Here is a 20445-nt window from a genome sequence, read left to right on the forward strand (position 1 = left end):
GCTCTTAACGACGATCCTTAGGACCACCAACAAAGGCCTGCTCAGTTGTATCCAGATTATAAGCGGTGTGAAGCGCCTGAATGATCGATGGCAAATTGCCGGATTCGATTACACAAGAAACCTTAATCTCTGACGTGCTGACCATCTTAATGCTTACGCCCTCTTGGGAGAGTACATCAAACATTTGAGCTGCAACACCAGGATGGCTAACCATACCCGCGCCAACAATAGAAACCTTCACGAGGTTATCCTCGGACGTCACTTCACGGTAAGGTAAAGTTTTATGGATTTCTTTAATTACTTCCTTCGCACGATCCAGTTCATCAAGTGAAACTGTAAATGAGAAGTCAGCCTGCTCATTCTGCACACCACTTTGTACAATGATATCTACGTTTACGCCTTCTTCAGCCAGCTTGCCGAAGACTTGAGCGAGTACACCCGGTACATCAGGTACTCCTAGAATACTGACACGCGCTACATTCTTATCATAAGCAATCCCACTAACTACGACACCTTGCTCCATGCTTGCTTCCTCCTTCACAACAGTACCTTCATTATGATTAAAGCTCGATCTAACGACCAGCTTAACTTGATGACGCTTAGCATACTCCACTGCACGCGGATGTAGTACGGCCGCTCCCAGATTGGCAAGCTCTAGCATCTCATCGTAAGAGATTTCGTTCAGCTTGCGGGCTGTTTTCACAATGCGTGGATCTGTAGAATAAATACCATCAACGTCGGTATAAATCTCACATACATCTGCTTGAATAGCAGCCGCAAGGGCTACAGCTGTCGTGTCCGATCCTCCGCGGCCCAGGGTAGTGATCTCACCATCCAAAGTCATCCCTTGGAAACCGGCAACGATAACGATCTGTTCGCGTTCCAAAGACGCTACTACACGGTGTGGATCAATATCATTGATACGAGCTCTACCGTGAATTTCGTCTGTACGGAACCCGGCCTGCCATCCTGTATAAGATACTGCATTCCGCCCGATCCCATGAAGAGCTATGGACAAAAGAGCAACGGAAATCTGCTCTCCTGTTGTCATCAGCATATCCATTTCACGTGCAGGCGGCTGCCCGTTTAATTGCTTCGCCGTATCGATCAAATCATCTGTTGTATCCCCCATAGCAGATACAACTACAACGCAGCGATGTCCCTCATCCTGCTTGTCTGCGATGCGCTTGGCAACACGTTGCATGCGTTCTGTGTCGCCGACGGAGCTGCCTCCGAATTTCATAACATAAAGTGACAAAGTCCCACTCACTCCCCATATCGGTCTATGTAGTTGCTTCTAATCGGTTTCCCGCTTTAAACCAGTATAATACGAAAATAGCGTAATGCGTTAATGATTTCATTAAAAAATTATTGATTTTCCAGAAGCTAACAAAAAGATAAGGTCAGCTTCAAGACACTAGCTGACCTCATTTCACCCGTCTTCCAGTTTTTTATTGAGAAGCAGGTCGATAAGTCAGGGCCATCACTCCAGAGCTGAATCTTTTGGAGTCCACTAGCTCCAACGTCTTCTCTTCACCAACGTTATCGAACAGGCGCTGACCACTACCCAGCAGAATCGGGAAGACCAGAAGCTGATATTCATCGACAAGGCCAAGCTGCATGAGGCTCTGCGCAAGCGTACGACTGCCAAAAACGAGAATATCTCTCCCCGGCTGCTCCTTCAGCTTGGACACCTCCTGAACAAGATCGCCCTTGATCAAGCTTGAATTGCTCCATGTTGTTTCTTCGAGAGTTGTGGAGACTACGTACTTAGCGTATCCATTCATCATTTCACCGTACTCACCCGTCTGCTCAACCATATTTGGCCAAGCCTCTGCAAAACCTTCGTAGGTTGTCCGTCCTAACATTAGAGCGTCAGCAGCTTTCAGTTCAGCAAATTTGAAATGCTCCTGTTCTTCACTTCCGAATGAGAAGGTCCATTGTGGATTTTCCATAACACCATCAAGGGATATGAACTGAGATATAATTAATTTTCTCATATGCGCCTCCTTCTAATCCTTTAATTCGTAAGTATAATATCCCACACCCATACTGTTCCTCATGCATCCTCGTTTATATACCAAAAACCCCCCACCGTAATAACGGGGGAGGCTGATTGGTTATAAGTTCAGCAAGTATGATGCTTCCTACGCGCGGGAGATATATTTACCTTCGCGAGTATCAATAAGCAGCACATCTCCTTCATTGATGAACAAAGGAACTTGTACAGAATGACCTGTTTCAAGCTTGGCCGATTTAGTAGCGCCTTGAGCTGTATTTCCCTTCACACCTGGCTCAGTTTCAACAACCTTCAGCTCTACGCTGGTAGGCAGGTTGATCCCAAGGATTTCACCTTGGTAACTGATGATGTTTACAGTCATGTTCTCTTTAAGGAAGTTCAATTCCCATTCAAGCTGCTTGCTGGACAATTCGAATTGGTCATAGGTTTCGTTGTCCATGAAAGCATGCTCAGATCCGCTTGCATACAAATATTGCACGCCACGGTTCTCAATAATAGCACGGCCAATAGTTTCACCTGCACGGAAAGTACGCTCGACAGTGTTACCATTGCGCAGGTTTTTCAGCTTAGAGCGAACGAACGCTGCACCTTTACCTGGTTTAACGTGCTGGAAATCAAGAACGGTAAAAATATCACCGTCCACCTCTACGGTCAAGCCTGTCTTAAAATCGTTTACTGAAATCACTAAAAATCCCTCCTGAATTCGATAATTAAACCACTACTTTTTCTTACTTACAGTACTGTATATTCTTTGGACGAATGGGTCAGCAGCGATATTCCGCTCTCGGTGATCACAATATCGTCTTCAATACGTACTCCGCCAATCCCCGGCAAATAGATACCTGGTTCTACAGTAACGACCATTCCCGGCTGCATGATATCGTCACTCAGCTTGGACAAACGCGGCCATTCATGAACTTCCATTCCAAGTCCATGACCCGTACTATGTCCAAATTGATCACCATATCCGTAGCTAGCGATGATATCACGTGCCAGTGCATCACATTCCCGTCCAGTCATACCCGGTTTGATATGTGCCAACGTATGTAGCTGAGCTTCCAGCACAATATCATAGATTTCTTTTAGCTTCGGATCTGGAGCTCCGAGTGCAATGGTACGAGTCACATCTGAGCAGTATCCATCGAGTAATGCGCCGAAATCAAGCGTAATAAATTCATTACCTTGAATTACACGGCTGCTTGCTACGCCATGCGGCATGGACGAACGTTCACCTGAAGCAACAATCGTATCAAACGATGACGCAGTTGCCCCGTGGGTACGCATATAGAATTCCATTTCCAAATCGACGTCTCTTTCAGTCATGCCTGGTTTGATCACATTCAGAATATGATTGAATGTAGCATCAGCCAGATCAGCTGCACGTTGCATAACAGCAAGCTCTTCAGCATCCTTGAACATACGGAGGTCTTCCACGGCTTTGGAAACTGGAACTAACACTGCCGGCTTAAGGGCTTCCGCATATGAGGTATAAGCGCTGAATGAGACATCATCCTGTTCGAAACCAACACGTACCTCACTGCCTGTTGGCAGCAACTCGCGTACTGTATCAATAAATTTAGGACCATGCTCTACAACCTTAACTCCTACCGCTTGATCCGCAGCCTGTGTCATGTACCTGAAGTCAGTTAGCAGATAACAATCATCGCTTGTCACCAATACATAACCGGACGATCCGGTAAATCCACTTAAATAGCGGCGGTTATAACCGCTGGTTATCAACATTGCTTCCAATCCTTTATCCTGCAAAACCTTACGCAGCTTGGAGACGCGCTCGTTACCCATTTTCATTCTCCTCTCGAAATAGCCACATTGTATTTTAACATAGGGATATCCCCTTGAGAAGTTTTTTCGAGCCGTTAGGCAAGTGCAGTCGCTTGCTCACGCTTTCGTTCGTCGGTATACTCAATCGCCGCTGTGTATCCAATGAACATCCCCCAAAGTAAAAAAAGGCAGAACTCACTAATCACAGTGTTCCACGGCAGCTTAAAAGGCGGCTGCATAAGAAACATTTGCGAGCCGGGAATAAATATAACTACCCACCACAAAACACCATAAACCAATCCTGGCCAAGGTCCCTTCAGCTTGCGCAGAATAAGCACATATAGCAGTGAGGCTATCACTGAAAATAAGATGAAAAACAAATAACCCACGAGATGTCCATACATTGTTGTCAGAAAAGTATGTTTAAAAAACGGCTCTGCTAAATAACCAGGACTAACCTTGGTAAAGCTGAACCAGTAGATTAACCAGTGCAGCCCTCCCCAAATCAAACCTGCGAAAAAACCTAATTCGAGCGCAAAAAACCAAATATTAGTATGATCTGATTGTTGTTGATGTGATTTGCTCATAGAATTGCCTCGCTTTCCGTATTTTAATACCGATTTGTCTCTCCTTGTCCCTATAAGGTAGTATGTGCAGCAAAAGGCGATCCAACTAGTAATGTCTTCAAAAATTAGTTACAATGTATTATATAAATCATATTAATTACGGGAAGGTGAATTGGTTGTCCCAGGAAACTCCCAGCTATGGCGGCCAAGCCGTCATTGAAGGCGTCATGTTCGGCGGCAAGCATATTAATGTAACAGCCGTGCGACGAAAGAATCAGGAGATTACATTTTTGGAGGTGCCAAGAAGCGATAAGAGCTGGGTCACTAAACTGCGCAAGATTCCGCTGCTTCGCGGCCTTGTCAGTATTATAGATGCCAGCGCCAAAGGCTCTAAGCACTTGAACTATTCGGCTGAATCCTATGCCGAAGATGAATTGGAACCCGAAGAACTGGCGAAAGAGAAAGCTAAGCCGAAGAAAAAGGACGAAGGCTGGAGCCTCGGAATGATTTTTGGCGTTGCTGTAATGGGTATTCTCTCCTTCTTATTCGGAAAGCTCATTTTTACGCTTGTCCCAGTATTTGTCGAAGATTTTTTATTCAAGAATGCATTTGATAACTATGTACTGCACAACCTCATAGAAGGCGGCATTAAAATGGTTCTCTTGCTGGTCTATTTATGGGCGATTTCGCAAACACCTGTGATCAAGCGGCTATTCCAGTATCACGGTGCGGAACACAAAGTCATCAGCGCCTTTGAAGCAGGCGAAGAGCTGACTGTCCAGAACGTTCAGAAATACAGCCGTCTGCATTACCGCTGCGGAAGCAGTTTTATGATGCTGACGATTATCCTCGGCGTTATTATTTACTCCGTAGTACCATGGGATAATCTTTGGGAACGTGTGATCCAACGGATTATTCTGTTGCCTGTCGTAATCGGTGTTTCGTTTGAGGTTCTGAAGGGTACCAACGCAGTAAGAGAAATTCCAGGTCTCAAATACTTGGGATACCCTGGACTATGGCTGCAGCTGCTCACTACCAAAGAACCAAAGGATGATCAGGTAGAAGTATCCATCGCCTCTTTCAATCGTATGCGTGAGCTTGATGCAGAGATTGAAGCCAGAGGATATACGGAGGCAAGTGTGTCAGGCGGCATATTGGATCCTGCGAAAGGATGAGTGTCCTATGATCAGGCATGCTTTAATTTTTTGGATTTCAGTAATTCTTGCAATATTCGGTTTTGTGATTGGAGTCTTGACTGAGCCTTTCTACACGCTGTCGAAGCTGATTCTCCCCTTAGTATTGTTAGCGATTATCTATTATGCTTACAAAATGGGACCAGGGAAATACGCTCGCAGCAGTAATGGATCTAGAATCAAAGTCAAACCTTCGCAGAAAACCATGACCAAGGTAGCTGGGATTCGCAAAACACAAGCAGCACCAGGCAAACGCAAAAGTTATCCCTTCCAAGTCATCGAAGGAAATAAAGGGAAAAACGATGATCAGCTTCCGAAGTACCATTAACTAAATTATGACAAACACCAAAAAGCATCCCCACGTTTCAAAATAACGTGCGGGATGCTTTTTTTCTGATATTATGAAGCTTGCTTGTTATCGGGGGCGCCATTCCTTAAAGAAGTCTTCCCCTGCTTTCAGTCCGGCGGCATACAATTCGTCGCTTTGCATCTTCGTAATATTAAATTGGGTCGTGCCGATACCAAGCGTTGGGATGGTTACTGTGCGGACATATTTATCATTTTCAATATATTTCTCATCATGAGCAGACAGCATGGTACTGACCATAGCTTGCAGCATACTGAATGGTCCCCTAATCCTGTGGGGCTGCGGGTCGGTTTTACCTACTGTTTGATACCCTACGGTAGGGATTCTTTTCCCCGGCACTTTACTATTCTCATTCATCCCGTCAAATAGCCATAAAGGAAAATTGCTTAATAATCCTCCGTCCACAACGTATACAAATTGCTCAATAAAAGACTTCCCTCTAGCGGACTGTCCATTTAACCTGAGCATCACTGGATCAAAAAAATAAGGAATACTGCAGCTCATACGGACAGCCTTAGCCACCTCAAAATGTTCAGGAGAGATTCCATACTGTTCCAACCCATCTGGTAAGACCAATATCCGGCCATTGGTAATGTCAGAAGCAATTATAGATAGTTTGCCTGGAGGCAGATCACGAAAAGTGATAATTCCCTTTTTAAGCAAAAGCGATCTCATCCACGATTCCAAGGCTTCACCCGAATACAATCCCTTCTTCAATAACACTCGCAGTGCAGGACCTACCCAAGCCGTATTATAAATGGGAGCTCGCTTCATAAACGATGAAAAAGAAGTTCCTTGGATAATCCGACTCATTTCCTCACCTTCATAACCCGCAGCCAGTAAAGTCGCTACAATCGCGCCTGAGGAGGTTCCAGCGACCTTTTTAAAGGTTCGCCCCGCCCTTTCTGTGGCTTCAACTGCTCCAGCGAGAGAAATCCCTTTTACTCCCCCTCCTTCAAACACAGCGTTAATCTCCATACACGAAAATCCCCCGTTTCCCATAGATTCTATTGCTTATCTATGAGCACGGGGGAGCATTCATGACTCCTTATCTAGAACAGTTATCTTATTTGGACTGAAAATAAAAGGTCAGCAAATTTGATAATCCAAACGGATTGCGGACTACAATGTCATTTGCTCTGAACATAATACTGCCTGCAACCTCTTTATATTTCTCATTATATTTAAGCTGGTTGATGATTTGGTCGCCACTTTGCCATTCTGCTTTCTGGTCACTTGCTCCAACCTTATAAGCGGCTTGCCCAATATAGAGCTTAACATTCGTATTCTCTACCTCTTTAACCCACCAATCTACTAGCTTATCGTAGCGGGCAGTGCTAAAGGACAGACTCCAATAAATTTGCGGTGCGACATAGTCAATCCAGCCTTGCTTGATCCATGTCCGAACATCGGCGTACATATCGTCATAAGCGGTAACTCCAGCTGTGGTATCCGAACCTGTGCTGTCTTTTTTGATATTACGCCATACACCAAACGGACTAATTCCATAAGAAACCTTCGGTTTCACCTTATGAATCTGTTCTCCCAATTGACGGACGAATTCATTGATATTATCGCGGCGCCAATCCGCCTTAGAGGACAGGTTCTTCGTGTTATAAGTCTTATAAGCAGTATCATCGGCAAAAGATACACCTGAAGGATAGAAATAATCATCCAAATGGACACCATCTACATCATAGCCTTTGACGACCTCCAACACTGTATCGATAATATGCTGGCGGGCTGCTGGGATCCCTGGATTGATGTATTTTTTACCTCCTGCGTCTACAATCCATTCCGGATTTGACTTAGCCACATGATTACTTGCTAATGCGGATGTAGAAGCATCCGTTGTCGCGCGGAATGGGTTGAACCATGCATGGAACTGCATACCGCGTGAATGTGCAGCGCTGACCATATAGCTCAACGGGTCATAACCCGGATTTTTTCCTTGTGTGCCGGTCAGCACCTTAGACCAAGGAACTAGAACAGAAGGGTATAGGCTGTCTGCTGAGGTTCTAACCTGTACATAAACAGCATTAAAACCAACAGCTTTTAGCTTGTCCAGCAGATTATCAAATTCTTGTTTTTGTTTCGCTTCGTTACCTGCAGAAGCTACTGAAGGCCAGTCCAGATTAAATACTGTAGAGATCCAGGCTCCCTTCATCTCCTTGTTAGCCGACGCACCAGGGATACTTGGAACTGTTGGCGAGGTCGGTTTTGGAGTCGCTGTAGGGGCTGGGGTCGGCGTTGGCGTAACGACTGGAGTCGCTGTAGGTACTGCTGGCGTTTCCGGATCAGCAGCCTGCGGCGGCTCTGTATTAGAGTACAAAGAAATATGTTTGGTAGCCTGATCCCAGATAACCTGTAACCCCAATTGCTCACTTACAAAACGAAGCGGCACCATAACCCGTCCCTGCTTAATCTGTACTGAGGTGTCGAGGGCTACAGAAGCATTATTAACTAATGCACTTTTCTGGCCACTGGTCAGCTTGATCTCTGTATCTCCTTGCGTGATTGTAACTGTCTTACTGCTTTGATTCCAAACTACTCCAGCACTCAACCCTTTACTAATGACGCTAATTGGCACCATCGTTACATTCGAAGCTGTGATATACGGCGGCACATCGCTTGCCAGCGCCTCGCCATCCAGTTCAATGGTAATCTGCACAGCTGCCGCACGTGCCCCAGGAGACCATAAAGGCAGAAACAATACTAATACTAGCAATCCCAACATCCATTTACGATAATTCATAATTCCTCCCCAAATCTAAAATAATATGTATCCAATAAAAAAAGAAAAAACGGATCAATCCTCCAAGTTGATGTACCGATTCCACCCTTCAAAAGAGCGGTATCAGTCTCAGCCAGAAAAAGGACTTATCCGTTTTGACGCTAAAAACTGGGAAAGGTTGCACTAAACAAAATAGAAACGGCTATACCATCAAGTAGTTTATGCTCACCAAAGCCTTGCTGGGCATAACTTTAAGGACGGTATCCGTTTCGGGAAAAAACATTTCAAGAATCGCTTGCCAGTTCATTGTGAATAGCATATAAAGTCTGCAGACGTTCTTCATCGCGGCGGAAATATTCCACCAACGTTTCGATACGTGTAATCGAATCCCAACTTAGGTGGTGCTCGATCCCTTCAACATCATTATAGATAAATTCCTGCTGTACTCCGATCAAACCGAGGAATTCTTCCAATAGTTGATGACGATCAACAAGACGTTTCCCTACTTTTTTCCCTTTGTTGGTTAGGACAAGCCCACGATATTTCTCATAGATGAGATATTCGTCCTTATCCAGTTTTTGGATCATCTTGGTCACAGAGGAGGGATGTACTTCCAGTCCCTCGGCAATATCCGAGACCCGCGCATAACCTTTCTCATCAATGAGCTTATATATGCGCTCCAAATAATCCTCCATGCTGGGTGTTGGCATTAAAATTTACCTCTTTTCTATAATGAACCTGGCGCCGAGCCAAACCTTGCTCTAACAATGATACATGTTTCTAACGCCCCTTGGCAAGTCCTTCAAGAGAACATGCTGAGGAGTTACCCATGATTGCCATGCTTCTAATGAGACTCAGTTAGGCATAATAAACTTACTCATCTTTCAGAAGGAGCGTGAATTCATGACTATAGTGACACCTGAGACCCCTCCCGTAAAGAGAACCAGAAAAGCTACAGCCCTTTTTGTCCCCGAGCTTGTTTTCTTCGAGCCGGATGCTTTAAATTACCCGAAAGGTGAACGGATCATGGAATGGGTGAAGGCTAACAATATTCCCTATCGCATGACTACATCGCATAACCGCATAATGAATTTCCCGGGTGACACAGAGGTCGAGCAATATAAAATTGCCAAAAGAACACTTGTAGTCGGCCTGCGCAAAACCTTAAAGTTTGACCAATCCAAACCCTCCGCAGATTATGCAATTCCGATCGCAACTGGCTGCATGGGCCACTGCCATTATTGTTATTTGCAGACTACTTTAGGTGCAAAGCCTTACATTCGTGTATATGTAAACACCGAAGACATCATTGACGCCGCCAAAAAATATATCGAGGAGCGTAGCCCTGAAATCACGACTTTTGAAGCAGCCTGTACCTCAGATCCATTAGGACTGGAGCATATTACCGGATCTCTGTCAGAACTCATCACATTCATGGCAGCGGAGCCCCTTGGCCGCCTGCGCTTTGTGACCAAATACCAACATGTTGAACCTCTACTCGATTTGCAGCATAACGGACATACCAGAATTCGTTTTAGCGTAAATGCTGACTATGTGATCAAAAATTTCGAGCCTGCTACCTCGCGGTTTGAAGAGCGAATTGAAGCGGCTGGAAAGGTCGCACGTGCCGGCTATCCACTGGGCTTCATCATTGCCCCAATTATTTGGTATGACGGCTGGCAGGAAGGCTACGCGGAGCTGCTGGCCAAATTAGCCAAGACCCTCCCGCCGGAAATAGGAAAAGGTCTAACCTTTGAAATGATTCAGCATCGATTCACCAAAACAGCCAAGACTGTAATTGAGAAACGTTACCCGAAATCTAAACTAGAAATGGACATGGAGAAACGTAAAAAGAAATGGGGCCGCTGGGGACAGAACAAATATGTCTATCCGGATGAACAGCAAACCGCCCTGCGAGAATTTATCACAGAGCGGATTTTCGAGCATTTTCCTGAAGCAGGTATTGATTACTTCACCTAAGCTCTAAAAATTCTTGTATTTTAAAAAATTAGCCAATCCGGCGTTATTCCTTGTAGCCACACTGTTATCCGGAACATTTGATCCGTGAACAGCAAAACACCCATAAATACCATTAGGACGCCGCCAATCTTCATCAGCAGATTCGAATACTTGAGGATACGCTTCACTCCGCCAAGGAAAAAGGCTAAAAGAAAAAATGGCAAAGCAAATCCGATGCTATATGCGGTAATCAATGTAAACCAAGTGCCTGGATCGCTTGCCGACAGTGCAATAATTGCCGTCAAAATCGGTCCGATACAAGGTGACCAACCAGCAGAAAAACCAATCCCGAAAATAAAGGAGCCCACATAACCCGCCGGTTTCCATTTTAAATCAAGCTTCCGTTCGCGAAGTAGAAACTGGGGCTGAAAAATCCCAAGCAAAAATAAACCCATTACAATAATTAGAATCGCCGACAATTGCCGGATCAGATCACGCTGTCCATTAAAGAATTGCCCGAATAACCCAGCCCCAAAACCAAGTGTGTAAAAAACAGCAGAAAAACCTAATATAAATGCCAATGTATGAGTCAGGGTGCGTATACGAACCTCTTTAGAGTTGCTGCCTGATTTTAATTGTTGAACGGATAACCCGGTAATATACGATAAATAAGAGGGGTACAGCGGTAAGCAGCATGGCGATATAAACGATGCCACCCCTGCAGCTAAAGCAATTCCTGCATTGATATTAGACAAAATAGCGGCTCTCCTTCCGGCATTCGAGTCACTTCATGGAGCTGCTTATGGCTCCTTTTTTTAATATAAGAAAGGATTAATTTCTCATTATTACTTTTCTTATATTTCACACCTAAACGCTTATCGTCCTTACAAGGACACCGAAGGCGTTTACGCTTGCCTAATGCGATACCGATTACTTAATTCGCTGTTTATGCTGGCAATCCCTTTTTACCGATCAAGGTTAATACCAATAATGATATGAGCAAAAGCACAATAGTTGCACCGGGAGCCAAATTCCACACTCCAGCTACTACTAGTCCTCCTACAACGGCAATCTCCGAAATGATAACCGCCAGGATGACCGAGGATTTAAAGCTACGAGATAGCAATAAGCTGATTGCGACCGGAATAGTCAACAAAGCAGATACTAATAGCGAGCCCACAATCTTGATCGCTGTGCTAATCACAAGTGCTGTCAGGATGGTGATCAGCATGTTAAGCAGCTTCACCGGCAGCCCACTTACACTTGCTGCATCCTCTTCAAAGCTAAGCAAAAAGAACTCTTTAAAGAACATCGATACTACTACTACAACAGCTATAGTCACTATGCCTACCACGATCAAATCAGTATTATCGAGCGTATAAATGCTGCCGAACAAATAACTCATTACGTCAGCATTATAACCTTTTCCTAAGGTGAAAAAAAGTGAAGCCAACGCCACTCCGCCCGACATTATAATGGCAATCGACAGCTCCGCATAACTCTTATAAGCCTTGCGAAGCTTTTCAATCGCGAAGGACGCTACCACTGCAAAGATAAGGCCTGCGCCCAGCGGATAAAATCCTGTTAGAAAACCGAGTGCTACCCCCGCTATAGTAACATGAGCCAGCGTATCACCAATCATGGATAATCGTCTAAGCACAAGAAAAACGCCTATAAGCGGCGCCGTTATACCAATCAGCAGTCCGCCCGCAAGCGCCCGCTGAAAAAAATCGCTAAATAGTATTTCCAACTTAAACTCTCCTTCATACAAACTCAAACCATTTTAAAACCATTTTAAAACCTTTTTCAAACCTTTTTCGATCCCTCCCAAACCCTCCCTTCCAAGGGAGGGCCCCAAGGGCTCTGCCCTCTGGACACCCGTTAAGTGCAACTAGCGTAGGAGTTAGTGTTACTGAACATAGATAGGTCGGGGAAAGATCGCTTTCGTCCCTAAAGGGACACGCTTGTACTTTGGTGGTGCTTAGGTAAGAGAAAATAAGAAATAGGAACAAGGTTAAAATACCTCTTAATAAAACCATGTCTACTGACTAACTTCCACACGCAAGTTATGTATGCCCTGAGAACAGAGGCACCCCTGTTCAGAGTTCAATTATGACTTAAGAGAGCGTGTGCTGCAGGTTCTCTTCTGTGCAATTCTGGAGATCATGTGAGTGGCGGGAGTAAAAGTTGATTTTACCATTTGTCTGCACGGGCTCATGACCTAAATAATTTTTAATCATGTCGATATCATGCGACACCATCAGGAAGGTCATATGATGATGAGCATGCATATGCGTAATTAATTCAAAGAATCCCGCTTGTGATTCGGCATCAATACCCACCGTAGGTTCGTCCAAAATCAGCAGGTCAGGATGGTTAATCAGCGCCCGAGCCAGAAAAACACGCTGCTGCTGACCGCCTGACAGCTGGCCTACTCTTTTCTCCGCAATATCTTGTATCCGCATGACTTCAAGTGCATCCTCACATTGACGATGCTGAGCCTTAGATACTCTGCGGATCAGATTCTTGTTATTATATAGACCTGACAGAACTACTTCACGCACCGTTGCTGGAAACAATGGGTTGAAGGCATTTTTTTGCGGAACATATCCGATCCGTTCCCAGTCTTTAAACTTGCGGACAGGCGTTCCGAATAATTTAATTTCACCACTGCTCGCCGGAAGCAAGCCGACGATCATTTTCATCAATGTTGTTTTACCAGCACCATTAGAACCAATGATACCAAGGAAATCTCGTTCTCTTACACTATAGTTAAGATTCGATATCACCTTCTGTTCCCCATATGAAAAAGAAAGATCCTGTATATCGATGATATGCTGATGGCAGTCCAAGGATACCGATTGCATGCTTAAGTACCGCCTTTCCCTTATACTTTCCTTATTATTGTAAGGCCATAATCAGATTTTGCAAATTTTTCTCCATCAGAGTGAAGTAATTATCTCCGTTCTTCTCTTGCTCCGCAGTAAGTCCCTCTACCGGATTAAGCACCATAGTGGAAACGCCCGCTTCGGCTGCAAGTGTCTTAGCCAGTTTATCGGAGACAAGCTCTTCAAAAAAGATATACTTGATCCCTTCATCTTTTACCATTTTCGCAAGCTTCACTAAATCCTGTCCGCGCGGCTCGGCGTCCGGCGAAAGTCCCATAATCGCATGCTGATCCAATCCATAATCACGGGCAAGGTAAGAGAAAGCCTGATGTGATACTACGATCTTATGGTTGGGCAGCTTAGCAAGCTCCTCTTTGAATTTACTATCTAATGCCTGCAGACGTTCAGCAAGCTTATTGTAACGCTCTTCATAACCTTCTTTATGCTCAGGATCCACGGACTGAAGGCTTTCTTTAATATTCTGAGCCATAGTAATGGCTGATTTTGGACTTACCCAAGTATGCGGGTCCGTATGCAGGCTGTCTCCTGAGGCATTACTGTTATGATCCGTATCCTCATTTTGATGAGACTCTTCCTCACTTGCCCCATGATCATGCCCGTCATCTTCATCGGTCATGATATAATCAATACCTTGGCTTACTTCAACCGCCTTAACTTTACTGCTGCTATCAAGACCTTTTAAAAAGTTAGGAACCCAGCCTTCTAAGCCTGCACCGTTATATAGAAATAGCTGTGCCTTAGAAGTGTTGATAATGTCTTGACTGCGCGGTGTCCAATCATGTGGCTCCACACCCACTGGAAGCAGGTTAATAGCATTGATATCTTCCCCGCCAATCTCCTTAGCAAACTCGTAAATAGGATAAAAGGTTGTAACTACATTTACTTTCCCTTCAACTATACTTCCACTGCTCTTAGGTCCGCATGCACTTAGTGTAAATACCAGTACCAGTGCAAGGACGAGCAAACTTATACGCGATTTCATTGCTGCCATTATATTGATCTACCCCTCAAATCGTAAATTTTACTATTAGTAGTATAATAGTAATCGTTACGATAAGTCAACAAAGTATCCAAAAAGAAACGGCAATATCGCCTTTAATAAAAAAGGAATGTTCCTTCAGCCAACCCGGCTGAAGGAGCATTCCCTTGATCAAACAACCTCATTAAAAAATTTCTACAACAGTATTGTCTTATTTCACTACTGCTCCGTTTGGCATGCTGTCCGGCACGGTAGCGATCGTTAGCTGGTCACCTTTAGAAGCCGCCAAAATCATCCCTTGGGACAACTCCCCACGCAGCTTCACCGGTTTAAGGTTTACGATACAAATCACTTTACGTCCCACCAGCTCTTCTGGTGTATAGAATTTCGCGATACCAGAAACCACTTGACGTTGTTCATAACCCAGATCCAGTTGCAGCTTCAGCAGCTTGTCAGCTTTTTTCACTGGCTCTGCAGCAATAACTTGAGCAACACGCAGCTCTGCTTTAGCGAAATCGTCAATGCCGATTTCCCCTTTATGCTCTTCCACTGGCTCGGAGTCCGCAGCCGCAGGAGCAGCCGCTTCCGCCACTTCAGCAGCCGCTTTGCCAGCGCCCATTGCCTCGGCAATATAAGCTACCTCTTGCTCCACATCCAGACGCGGGAAGATTGGATTGCCTTTCACCAGCTTTGTTCCCGCCGGAATCATGCCAAAAGTCTTACCGCTATCCCAAGTCGTTAACTCACCAGGCTCAATACCCAGCTGTTCCCAGATCTTCGCTGGTGTTTGTGTCAAGAACGGCTGCAACAGGATTGAAGCAGTACGCAGACCTTCCACCAGATGTCTCATCACAGAAGCCAACTCGGCAGTTCTATTTTCATCTTTGGCAAGTACCCAAGGTTGGGTCTCATCGATATATTTGTTGGTGCGGCTAATGAATGTTCCGATAGCTGTTAGCGCCACGGAAAACTCCATTTTTTCCATAGCTTCTTCTACTTTGGCATAAGTATTCTCAGCCGCAGCTTGAAGCTCACCATCAAATGCTGTTACATTCCCGTCATATGCCGGAATCTCGCCTGCAAAATACTTTTCAACCATAGCCCCTGTACGGTTCAACAGGTTACCAAGGTCGTTGGCAAGGTCATAGTTAACCCGGTCTACAAAACTTTCCGGTGTGAACGTGCCATCAGAACCAAACGGTACTTCGCGCAGCAGGTAATATCGTAATGCATCCAAGCCATAACGATCAATCAGTGTCACAGGATCAACTACGTTACCTTTAGATTTCGACATTTTTCCATCTTTCATGAGCAACCAGCCATGGGCAAATACCTTTTTCGGAAGGGGTTCACCAAGCGCCATCAGAATGATCGGCCAGTAAATTGTATGGAAACGAACAATTTCTTTACCAACGATGTGTACATCCGCGGGCCAGAACTTGTCATACAAGGTGCGATCCTCGGAACCATAACCTAGAGCAGTAATATAGTTAGTCAAAGCATCAATCCACACGTACACGACATGCTTCTCGTCGCCCTTAACTTTCACACCCCAATCAAAGGTTGTGCGGGAAACTGCCAGGTCTTCCAGTCCGGGCTTGATGAAATTGTTAATCATTTCGTTCTTACGGGATTCCGGCAAAATAAACTCTGGATTCTCCTCGTAAAATTGCAGTAACCGATCCGCATATTTACTCATCCGGAAGAAATAACTTGCTTCCTTCACCAGCTCAACCGGGTGGCCGCTATCTGGGCTTTTTGCACCAGTAATCACACCGTTATCATCACGCACAATATCAACTAATTGCGTTTCTGTGTAAAAGGTTTCATCTGGGATACTATACCAGCCCTCATATTCACCTTTATAGATATCTCCTTGCTGCAGCAACCGATCAAAAATATCCTGTACCACTTTTTTATGACGCTCTTCCGTAGTACGGATGAAGTCATCGTTCGAAATGTCCAGCTTGCGCCATAGCTCCTTAATACCAACAACAATGTCGTCTACGAACTGCTGAGGGGTCTTTCCTGCTTCCTCTGCCTTCCGCTCAATCTTTTGTCCATGTTCGTCTGTACCGGTTAGATAACGCACTTCGTAGCCGCGCAGACGTTTGTAACGGGCCATTGCGTCTCCTGCCACGGTTGAATAAGCATGTCCGATATGTAGCTTGTCACTCGGATAATAAATTGGTGTCGTTAGGTAAAACGTTTTTTTCTCACTCATTCGGTAATCATCCTTTCTTATTAAAAAACAAAAAACTCCCGTCCCCATAATGGGGCGAGAGTATAACTCACGCGATACCACCCAAATTTCCTGTCTCTTCACAGAGCACAGGCTTCGCCAGTTCCCTCGCGGGAACTGTCCATTAACGCTGGATCACGCTGTTATCTTACGTGAACCTCAATTGCAGTCCCCGCTCGAACACAGTTCCTCCCGGACCATATTCAATCTAACGCTCCATACCGGCTTTCAGCACATTCCGGCTCTCTGTAATGGACGTAACGATTTACTTATCCGTTCTTCGGAATTCATACTATTACTTGTGAATATACCCAAAGGTAAGGCCCCATGTCAAGTCGCAGGGGCAGAATCCTTCTCAGCAGATTCATCTTGAAGAGGCGGCACAGGATCAAGTCCTCCAGGATGAAAGGGATGACATCTGGCAATCCGCTTAGCTGCAAGCCATGAGCCTTTCAGTGGACCATGGACTTCAATGGCTTCCAAGGCATAGGCAGAGCAGGTTGGATAGAAGCGACAGGTTGCTGGTTTAATAGGGGAAATGTACCTGCGGTACACCCGTATAGGCGCCTGAATCGTTCTGCGTAGGGTCACCATTTCTAAAGTCCCTTTTGTTTATCTGATGCTGCAACTAGTTCTTCTTCCCGGTTCTCTTCACATTCTTTGCAATAACCGAACACCTCAAATTTATGCTTGACTACCCGGAATTGATCGGGTGTATCCGTTAAATTCATCGGGCAGAAATTAATCGGGTAGGTCTTTTGGCATTGAAGGCAGATCATATGATGGTGATGATCCTGATGATTGCAGCTTCCCTTGAACTTCACTCCGTCTTCAAAGACAATCTGTTCCAGCACACCAAGCTCTTCCATTACACGAAGATTGCGGTACACCGTATCAAAGCTAAGCCCGCTATACTTGCGGCCCATATGCTCATATACATCCTTCGCTGACAAATATCCCTTATTCTCGCCGAATAACTGGGCAAGCGTTTTGCGTTGGTCGGTGATTCGCAGTCCTTGCCCCGACATGACTTCTAATATTTGTTCTGTCGACAGCATACGCTCATCTCCCATAAGATCAGTTCATTTATATTTCACTCTCTTAATAATGCCCCAAAATAAATGCCCCGTCAATGAAGCACAATGAAGCACCCCTACATAACCAATGAATTATTATATTTAAACAAAAGCCCGGCTGCGTATTCCTTTACGGAATATTCAGCCGGGCCTTTATTGTAGATAATTCCCCAATAGAGCTTATAGGGATATTCCTATTTGTTATTTCTTTGCTGGAAGTGGAGTGATGAGGAAATTGACCGGCAAGTTACTGCCTGAAGCTGCTGTGAACAAAATCTCCACACTGCCGCCATACTCACCACTACGATAAACCACACTGTTCATATCAGCATTAGCAAGACTTCCCACGCTTGGCATATGCACGATTTGATTATTAACCATAACCGGCCCCATATAGTTACCGCCACGTGGATTAAACGTAATCAAGGAGTTTGGTGCAACATTTTCGAATCTGATCTTGTATAATACCCCGAAATTACCGGCATTGGATGCTTCCGTACCTGCCATTGGGTCTACGCCAGCCAGGTTCTTATCACTGGAATTATCGCCTAGCAGAAGTTTTGCAGGGGTTTTTCCTACCTCATCGGTAACCGTGATAATACGAGTAGAATCTTCGTAAGTTCCCCGATTATGCACTCCGTCTCGATCCAGAACTGGAAGTGTTGGAAGTGTAGTCAGTGGATCTTTATTCGCATCAATTAACATGACATTATAATCGATTGGATAATCACTAAATAAGTCCGCTTGCAGTGAAACAATTTCACTTGGTTTCATCGCAATTTGGTTTAGATCCGTCAGAATTGAGACGCTTTCCCCGGGTTGCAGAACAATCGTTTTATAATGCTCATTTGTAAGCATAGATTTCCAATAACGTTCTACAGACATTTTACCTGTACCTTCAGGATATGTGCTTGGGCCTGCAAAGCCAACATATTCTGTTGTAAGCGTAGTTGGGTAAAGATTGTTATTCGTAGCAATCACATACACTTTAGCTTTAATATTCAGGTTATTCTTATGGTGAATCAAGAAGCGGGTTTTACCTAATGAAGTCTCACGGTAAGTAACACCTTCTGTATACACCGTTTCTGGGCTGTTGCTGCGAATTAGTTTATAAGGCTCGGAAGAAAGATTATAAGCTACTTGCTGCCAAGTAGGAACCATCGATCCATCGATGCTAAACACACTGCCCGGAGATGCAAATAATCTGTTGAAATCTTCTTTACTGTACAAGATTTCATCCGAAATATTAACGGTTTTCTCAAAGGTACTGATCGCGCCATGTGAATCTTTTACTTGGACAGCAATTGTCGCTGGACCCGGAGTAAAGAAAGCTTCTGCTTTGTTCGTCCAAGTTACGGTAATTTCATCACCATCAGGATCGTTACTTAGATCGGTATAAGTAATCATTTCACCCATCTTATATGAATCCTTGTCTGTAGTGAAATTAGCAACTGGAGGTGTATTAGGTTTAAGCACTGTGATGGTCATGGAGTAAGGATCACTCCACTGTTGATTCGCATCCATTACGGAATAGGTTACTACATAATATCCTGGTTGATCATAGATATCCTGCTTATTACCTCCCCAGCTTTCATCCACAATAGCTACACCATTTGGTGACGAGCTGGAGGTAACGAAGGTCACTGGTTCGCCGGCGTAAATTTCAGTTGGCACTGTGAAAGAAGCTTTAGGTTTGTTGTTTAATGTAAGGATTACCCGCTTTTGTACATTATCAACGGTGTAAGGAATGCCCAGTGCCCCAGTTATGGATGTCAATGGAACCATGAAAGTACCCTTGTATTGGTAAGCTGGACCTTTCATTGTCTTCTTTTCACCATTAACTGTATAGACCTTGCTGTCGGTCTTAAAGCGCATAACGTCGCTTCCCTTGGTAACAATGGTTTCTTTCGTTTTATAATCATAAACGTATTTCACGCCTACACGTTCTACCATAGCCCGGATCGAAACGTAGGACACGCCGTTTTTCACTGCCATAGGCTGATTAGCTAAATATTCCTGGCCGTTCTGATACATTTTGTTGCTGTTCATCATAAGGATAAGCTGATTGCTAGCCGCAGCACGAGCACCATCTGTTGTTGTAGTAGGTTCTGTAGTAACTCCAGGTGTTGCAGTTGGAAGCGGTGTTGCAGTAGGTTCAATTGTTGCTGTAGGTTCAACAGTAGTCGTAGGATCAACTGTCTCTGCAGGAATAGGAGTTGGTGTTGGTGACACTACTCCTCCTGGCGTCTCCGTCGGCAATGGCGGCAATGGATCGGTAGATTCTGGCATTACCTCCGGCGCAGCTGAAACAACTGTCCCTATTACAGTAGTATTACTTGGGGTATTATTGACAGCTTCAGCAAAAGCCGGCACTGCCGAGGCGGCCTGAGATACAGCCAAAACAGCAACTAACGTTAACTTTTTCAAATCCATGATATAACTCCTCTGCTCCTATTTGTAAATATAAGTAGGACTCTGTCTTTTTCATACTCCTCTTATATTCCCCGCAAAATGCTACCACCCACGATAGGGCGGCAAAAAGCTTTTGCCACGATCGTCATAACAAACATAGTATTAGACGCATGCCACCATAAAAAGTTTCATTATTAAGTAAAGAA

The 20445-nt window shown here is 44.7% G+C and carries 19 protein-coding genes; 3 read left to right on the plus strand and 16 right to left on the minus strand.

Annotated features, from left to right (window positions below):
- Positions 1–4: 4 nt before the first annotated feature.
- The 5 genes from NYE35_RS22405 to NYE35_RS22425 all read right to left on the minus strand — a co-directional run bounded on the left by NYE35_RS22405 (position 5) and on the right by NYE35_RS22425 (position 4389).
- Positions 5–1258, minus strand: coding sequence for an aspartate kinase (locus NYE35_RS22405; RefSeq protein ID WP_341122067.1), 1254 nt, complete (start codon positions 1256–1258; stop codon positions 5–7).
- A 193-nt stretch (positions 1259–1451) separates the two neighbouring features.
- Positions 1452–2000, minus strand: coding sequence for a dihydrofolate reductase family protein (locus NYE35_RS22410; RefSeq protein ID WP_036682857.1), 549 nt, complete (start codon positions 1998–2000; stop codon positions 1452–1454).
- 147 nt (positions 2001–2147) lie between these two features.
- Complete coding sequence (efp, locus tag NYE35_RS22415; RefSeq protein ID WP_038572538.1) at positions 2148–2705, minus strand: elongation factor P; 558 nt, start codon at positions 2703–2705, stop codon at positions 2148–2150.
- A gap of 47 nt (positions 2706–2752) precedes the next feature.
- Positions 2753–3823, minus strand: coding sequence for a M24 family metallopeptidase (locus NYE35_RS22420; protein WP_036682862.1), 1071 nt, complete (start codon positions 3821–3823; stop codon positions 2753–2755).
- 74 nt (positions 3824–3897) lie between these two features.
- The gene (locus tag NYE35_RS22425; protein ID WP_036682865.1) at positions 3898–4389 is read right to left on the minus strand and encodes a YqhR family membrane protein; all 492 of its coding nucleotides are present in this window, start codon (positions 4387–4389) and stop codon (positions 3898–3900) included.
- A gap of 206 nt (positions 4390–4595) precedes the next feature.
- Between NYE35_RS22425 and NYE35_RS22430 the strand changes: the two genes are divergently transcribed.
- Together NYE35_RS22430 and NYE35_RS22435 are read left to right on the plus strand one after the other, a co-directional pair.
- Positions 4596–5543, plus strand: coding sequence for a DUF1385 domain-containing protein (locus tag NYE35_RS22430; RefSeq protein WP_094901946.1), 948 nt, complete (start codon positions 4596–4598; stop codon positions 5541–5543).
- 7 nt (positions 5544–5550) lie between these two features.
- Positions 5551–5889 (plus strand): hypothetical protein, encoded by a 339-nt coding sequence (locus NYE35_RS22435; RefSeq protein WP_036682871.1) that lies wholly within the window; start codon positions 5551–5553, stop codon positions 5887–5889.
- Between the two features lie 87 nt (positions 5890–5976).
- Here NYE35_RS22435 and NYE35_RS22440 read toward each other — a convergent pair whose 3' ends face one another.
- From NYE35_RS22440 to mntR, 3 genes are all read right to left on the minus strand, one after another.
- Positions 5977–6906: a patatin-like phospholipase family protein gene (locus NYE35_RS22440; protein ID WP_036682875.1), complete on the minus strand. Its 930-nt coding sequence runs from the start codon at positions 6904–6906 to the stop codon at positions 5977–5979.
- 88 nt (positions 6907–6994) lie between these two features.
- Positions 6995–8683 (minus strand): family 10 glycosylhydrolase, encoded by a 1689-nt coding sequence (locus NYE35_RS22445; protein ID WP_341122068.1) that lies wholly within the window; start codon positions 8681–8683, stop codon positions 6995–6997.
- Positions 8684–8946: 263 nt separating this feature from the next.
- A complete protein-coding gene (gene mntR / locus NYE35_RS22450) occupies positions 8947–9372 on the minus strand; it encodes a transcriptional regulator MntR (protein WP_036682880.1) in 426 nt (141 codons plus the stop codon).
- Between the two features lie 193 nt (positions 9373–9565).
- Here mntR and splB point away from each other — a divergent pair, with 193 nt between their 5' ends.
- Complete coding sequence (splB, locus tag NYE35_RS22455) at positions 9566–10642, plus strand: spore photoproduct lyase (protein ID WP_036682882.1); 1077 nt, start codon at positions 9566–9568, stop codon at positions 10640–10642.
- Between the two features lie 20 nt (positions 10643–10662).
- Here splB and NYE35_RS22460 read toward each other — a convergent pair whose 3' ends face one another.
- From NYE35_RS22460 to NYE35_RS22495, 8 genes are all read right to left on the minus strand, one after another.
- Positions 10663–11376: a cytochrome c biogenesis CcdA family protein gene (locus NYE35_RS22460; RefSeq protein ID WP_036682883.1), complete on the minus strand. Its 714-nt coding sequence runs from the start codon at positions 11374–11376 to the stop codon at positions 10663–10665.
- A 191-nt stretch (positions 11377–11567) separates the two neighbouring features.
- Complete coding sequence (locus NYE35_RS22465; protein WP_036682884.1) at positions 11568–12371, minus strand: metal ABC transporter permease; 804 nt, start codon at positions 12369–12371, stop codon at positions 11568–11570.
- A gap of 367 nt (positions 12372–12738) precedes the next feature.
- Positions 12739–13488 (minus strand): metal ABC transporter ATP-binding protein, encoded by a 750-nt coding sequence (locus NYE35_RS22470; RefSeq protein WP_036682888.1) that lies wholly within the window; start codon positions 13486–13488, stop codon positions 12739–12741.
- Positions 13489–13522: 34 nt separating this feature from the next.
- Positions 13523–14521 carry a metal ABC transporter solute-binding protein, Zn/Mn family gene (locus NYE35_RS22475; protein ID WP_076274222.1) on the minus strand — a complete coding sequence of 333 codons (999 nt, stop codon included), beginning with the start codon at positions 14519–14521 and terminating at the stop codon, positions 13523–13525.
- Between the two features lie 199 nt (positions 14522–14720).
- Entirely contained in the window at positions 14721–16733 is a 2013-nt protein-coding gene (metG, locus tag NYE35_RS22480) for a methionine--tRNA ligase (RefSeq protein ID WP_341122069.1), read from the minus strand.
- A 348-nt stretch (positions 16734–17081) separates the two neighbouring features.
- Positions 17082–17345 (minus strand): membrane protein insertion efficiency factor YidD, encoded by a 264-nt coding sequence (gene yidD / locus NYE35_RS22485; protein WP_036682893.1) that lies wholly within the window; start codon positions 17343–17345, stop codon positions 17082–17084.
- Between the two features lie 2 nt (positions 17346–17347).
- Entirely contained in the window at positions 17348–17809 is a 462-nt protein-coding gene (locus NYE35_RS22490) for a Fur family transcriptional regulator (protein WP_036682896.1), read from the minus strand.
- Between the two features lie 219 nt (positions 17810–18028).
- Positions 18029–20260: a stalk domain-containing protein gene (locus NYE35_RS22495; RefSeq protein WP_076098634.1), complete on the minus strand. Its 2232-nt coding sequence runs from the start codon at positions 20258–20260 to the stop codon at positions 18029–18031.
- Between the last annotated feature and the right edge of the window lie 185 nt (positions 20261–20445).

Origin of the sequence: Paenibacillus sp. FSL L8-0494 (genome assembly GCF_038003695.1) — a bacterium.
Classification (GTDB): Bacteria; Bacillota; Bacilli; order Paenibacillales; family Paenibacillaceae; genus Paenibacillus_AQ; species Paenibacillus_AQ odorifer.

Coding starts and splice junctions, on each gene's coding strand:
- NYE35_RS22495 (WP_076098634.1), bottom strand. CDS start 20,260: ATGGATTTGAAAAAGTTAACGTTAGTTGCTGTTTTGGCTGTATCTCAG.
- NYE35_RS22490 (WP_036682896.1), bottom strand. CDS start 17,809: ATGCTGTCGACAGAACAAATATTAGAAGTCATGTCGGGGCAAGGACTG.
- NYE35_RS22470 (WP_036682888.1), bottom strand. CDS start 13,488: ATGCAATCGGTATCCTTGGACTGCCATCAGCATATCATCGATATACAG.
- NYE35_RS22475 (WP_076274222.1), bottom strand. CDS start 14,521: ATGGCAGCAATGAAATCGCGTATAAGTTTGCTCGTCCTTGCACTGGTA.
- mntR (WP_036682880.1), bottom strand. CDS start 9,372: ATGCCAACACCCAGCATGGAGGATTATTTGGAGCGCATATATAAGCTC.
- NYE35_RS22425 (WP_036682865.1), bottom strand. CDS start 4,389: ATGAGCAAATCACATCAACAACAATCAGATCATACTAATATTTGGTTT.
- NYE35_RS22445 (WP_341122068.1), bottom strand. CDS start 8,683: ATGAATTATCGTAAATGGATGTTGGGATTGCTAGTATTAGTATTGTTT.
- NYE35_RS22410 (WP_036682857.1), bottom strand. CDS start 2,000: ATGAGAAAATTAATTATATCTCAGTTCATATCCCTTGATGGTGTTATG.
- splB (WP_036682882.1), top strand. CDS start 9,566: ATGACTATAGTGACACCTGAGACCCCTCCCGTAAAGAGAACCAGAAAA.
- NYE35_RS22440 (WP_036682875.1), bottom strand. CDS start 6,906: ATGGAGATTAACGCTGTGTTTGAAGGAGGGGGAGTAAAAGGGATTTCT.
- metG (WP_341122069.1), bottom strand. CDS start 16,733: ATGAGTGAGAAAAAAACGTTTTACCTAACGACACCAATTTATTATCCG.
- yidD (WP_036682893.1), bottom strand. CDS start 17,345: ATGGTGACCCTACGCAGAACGATTCAGGCGCCTATACGGGTGTACCGC.
- NYE35_RS22430 (WP_094901946.1), top strand. CDS start 4,596: ATGTTCGGCGGCAAGCATATTAATGTAACAGCCGTGCGACGAAAGAAT.
- NYE35_RS22420 (WP_036682862.1), bottom strand. CDS start 3,823: ATGGGTAACGAGCGCGTCTCCAAGCTGCGTAAGGTTTTGCAGGATAAA.
- NYE35_RS22435 (WP_036682871.1), top strand. CDS start 5,551: ATGATCAGGCATGCTTTAATTTTTTGGATTTCAGTAATTCTTGCAATA.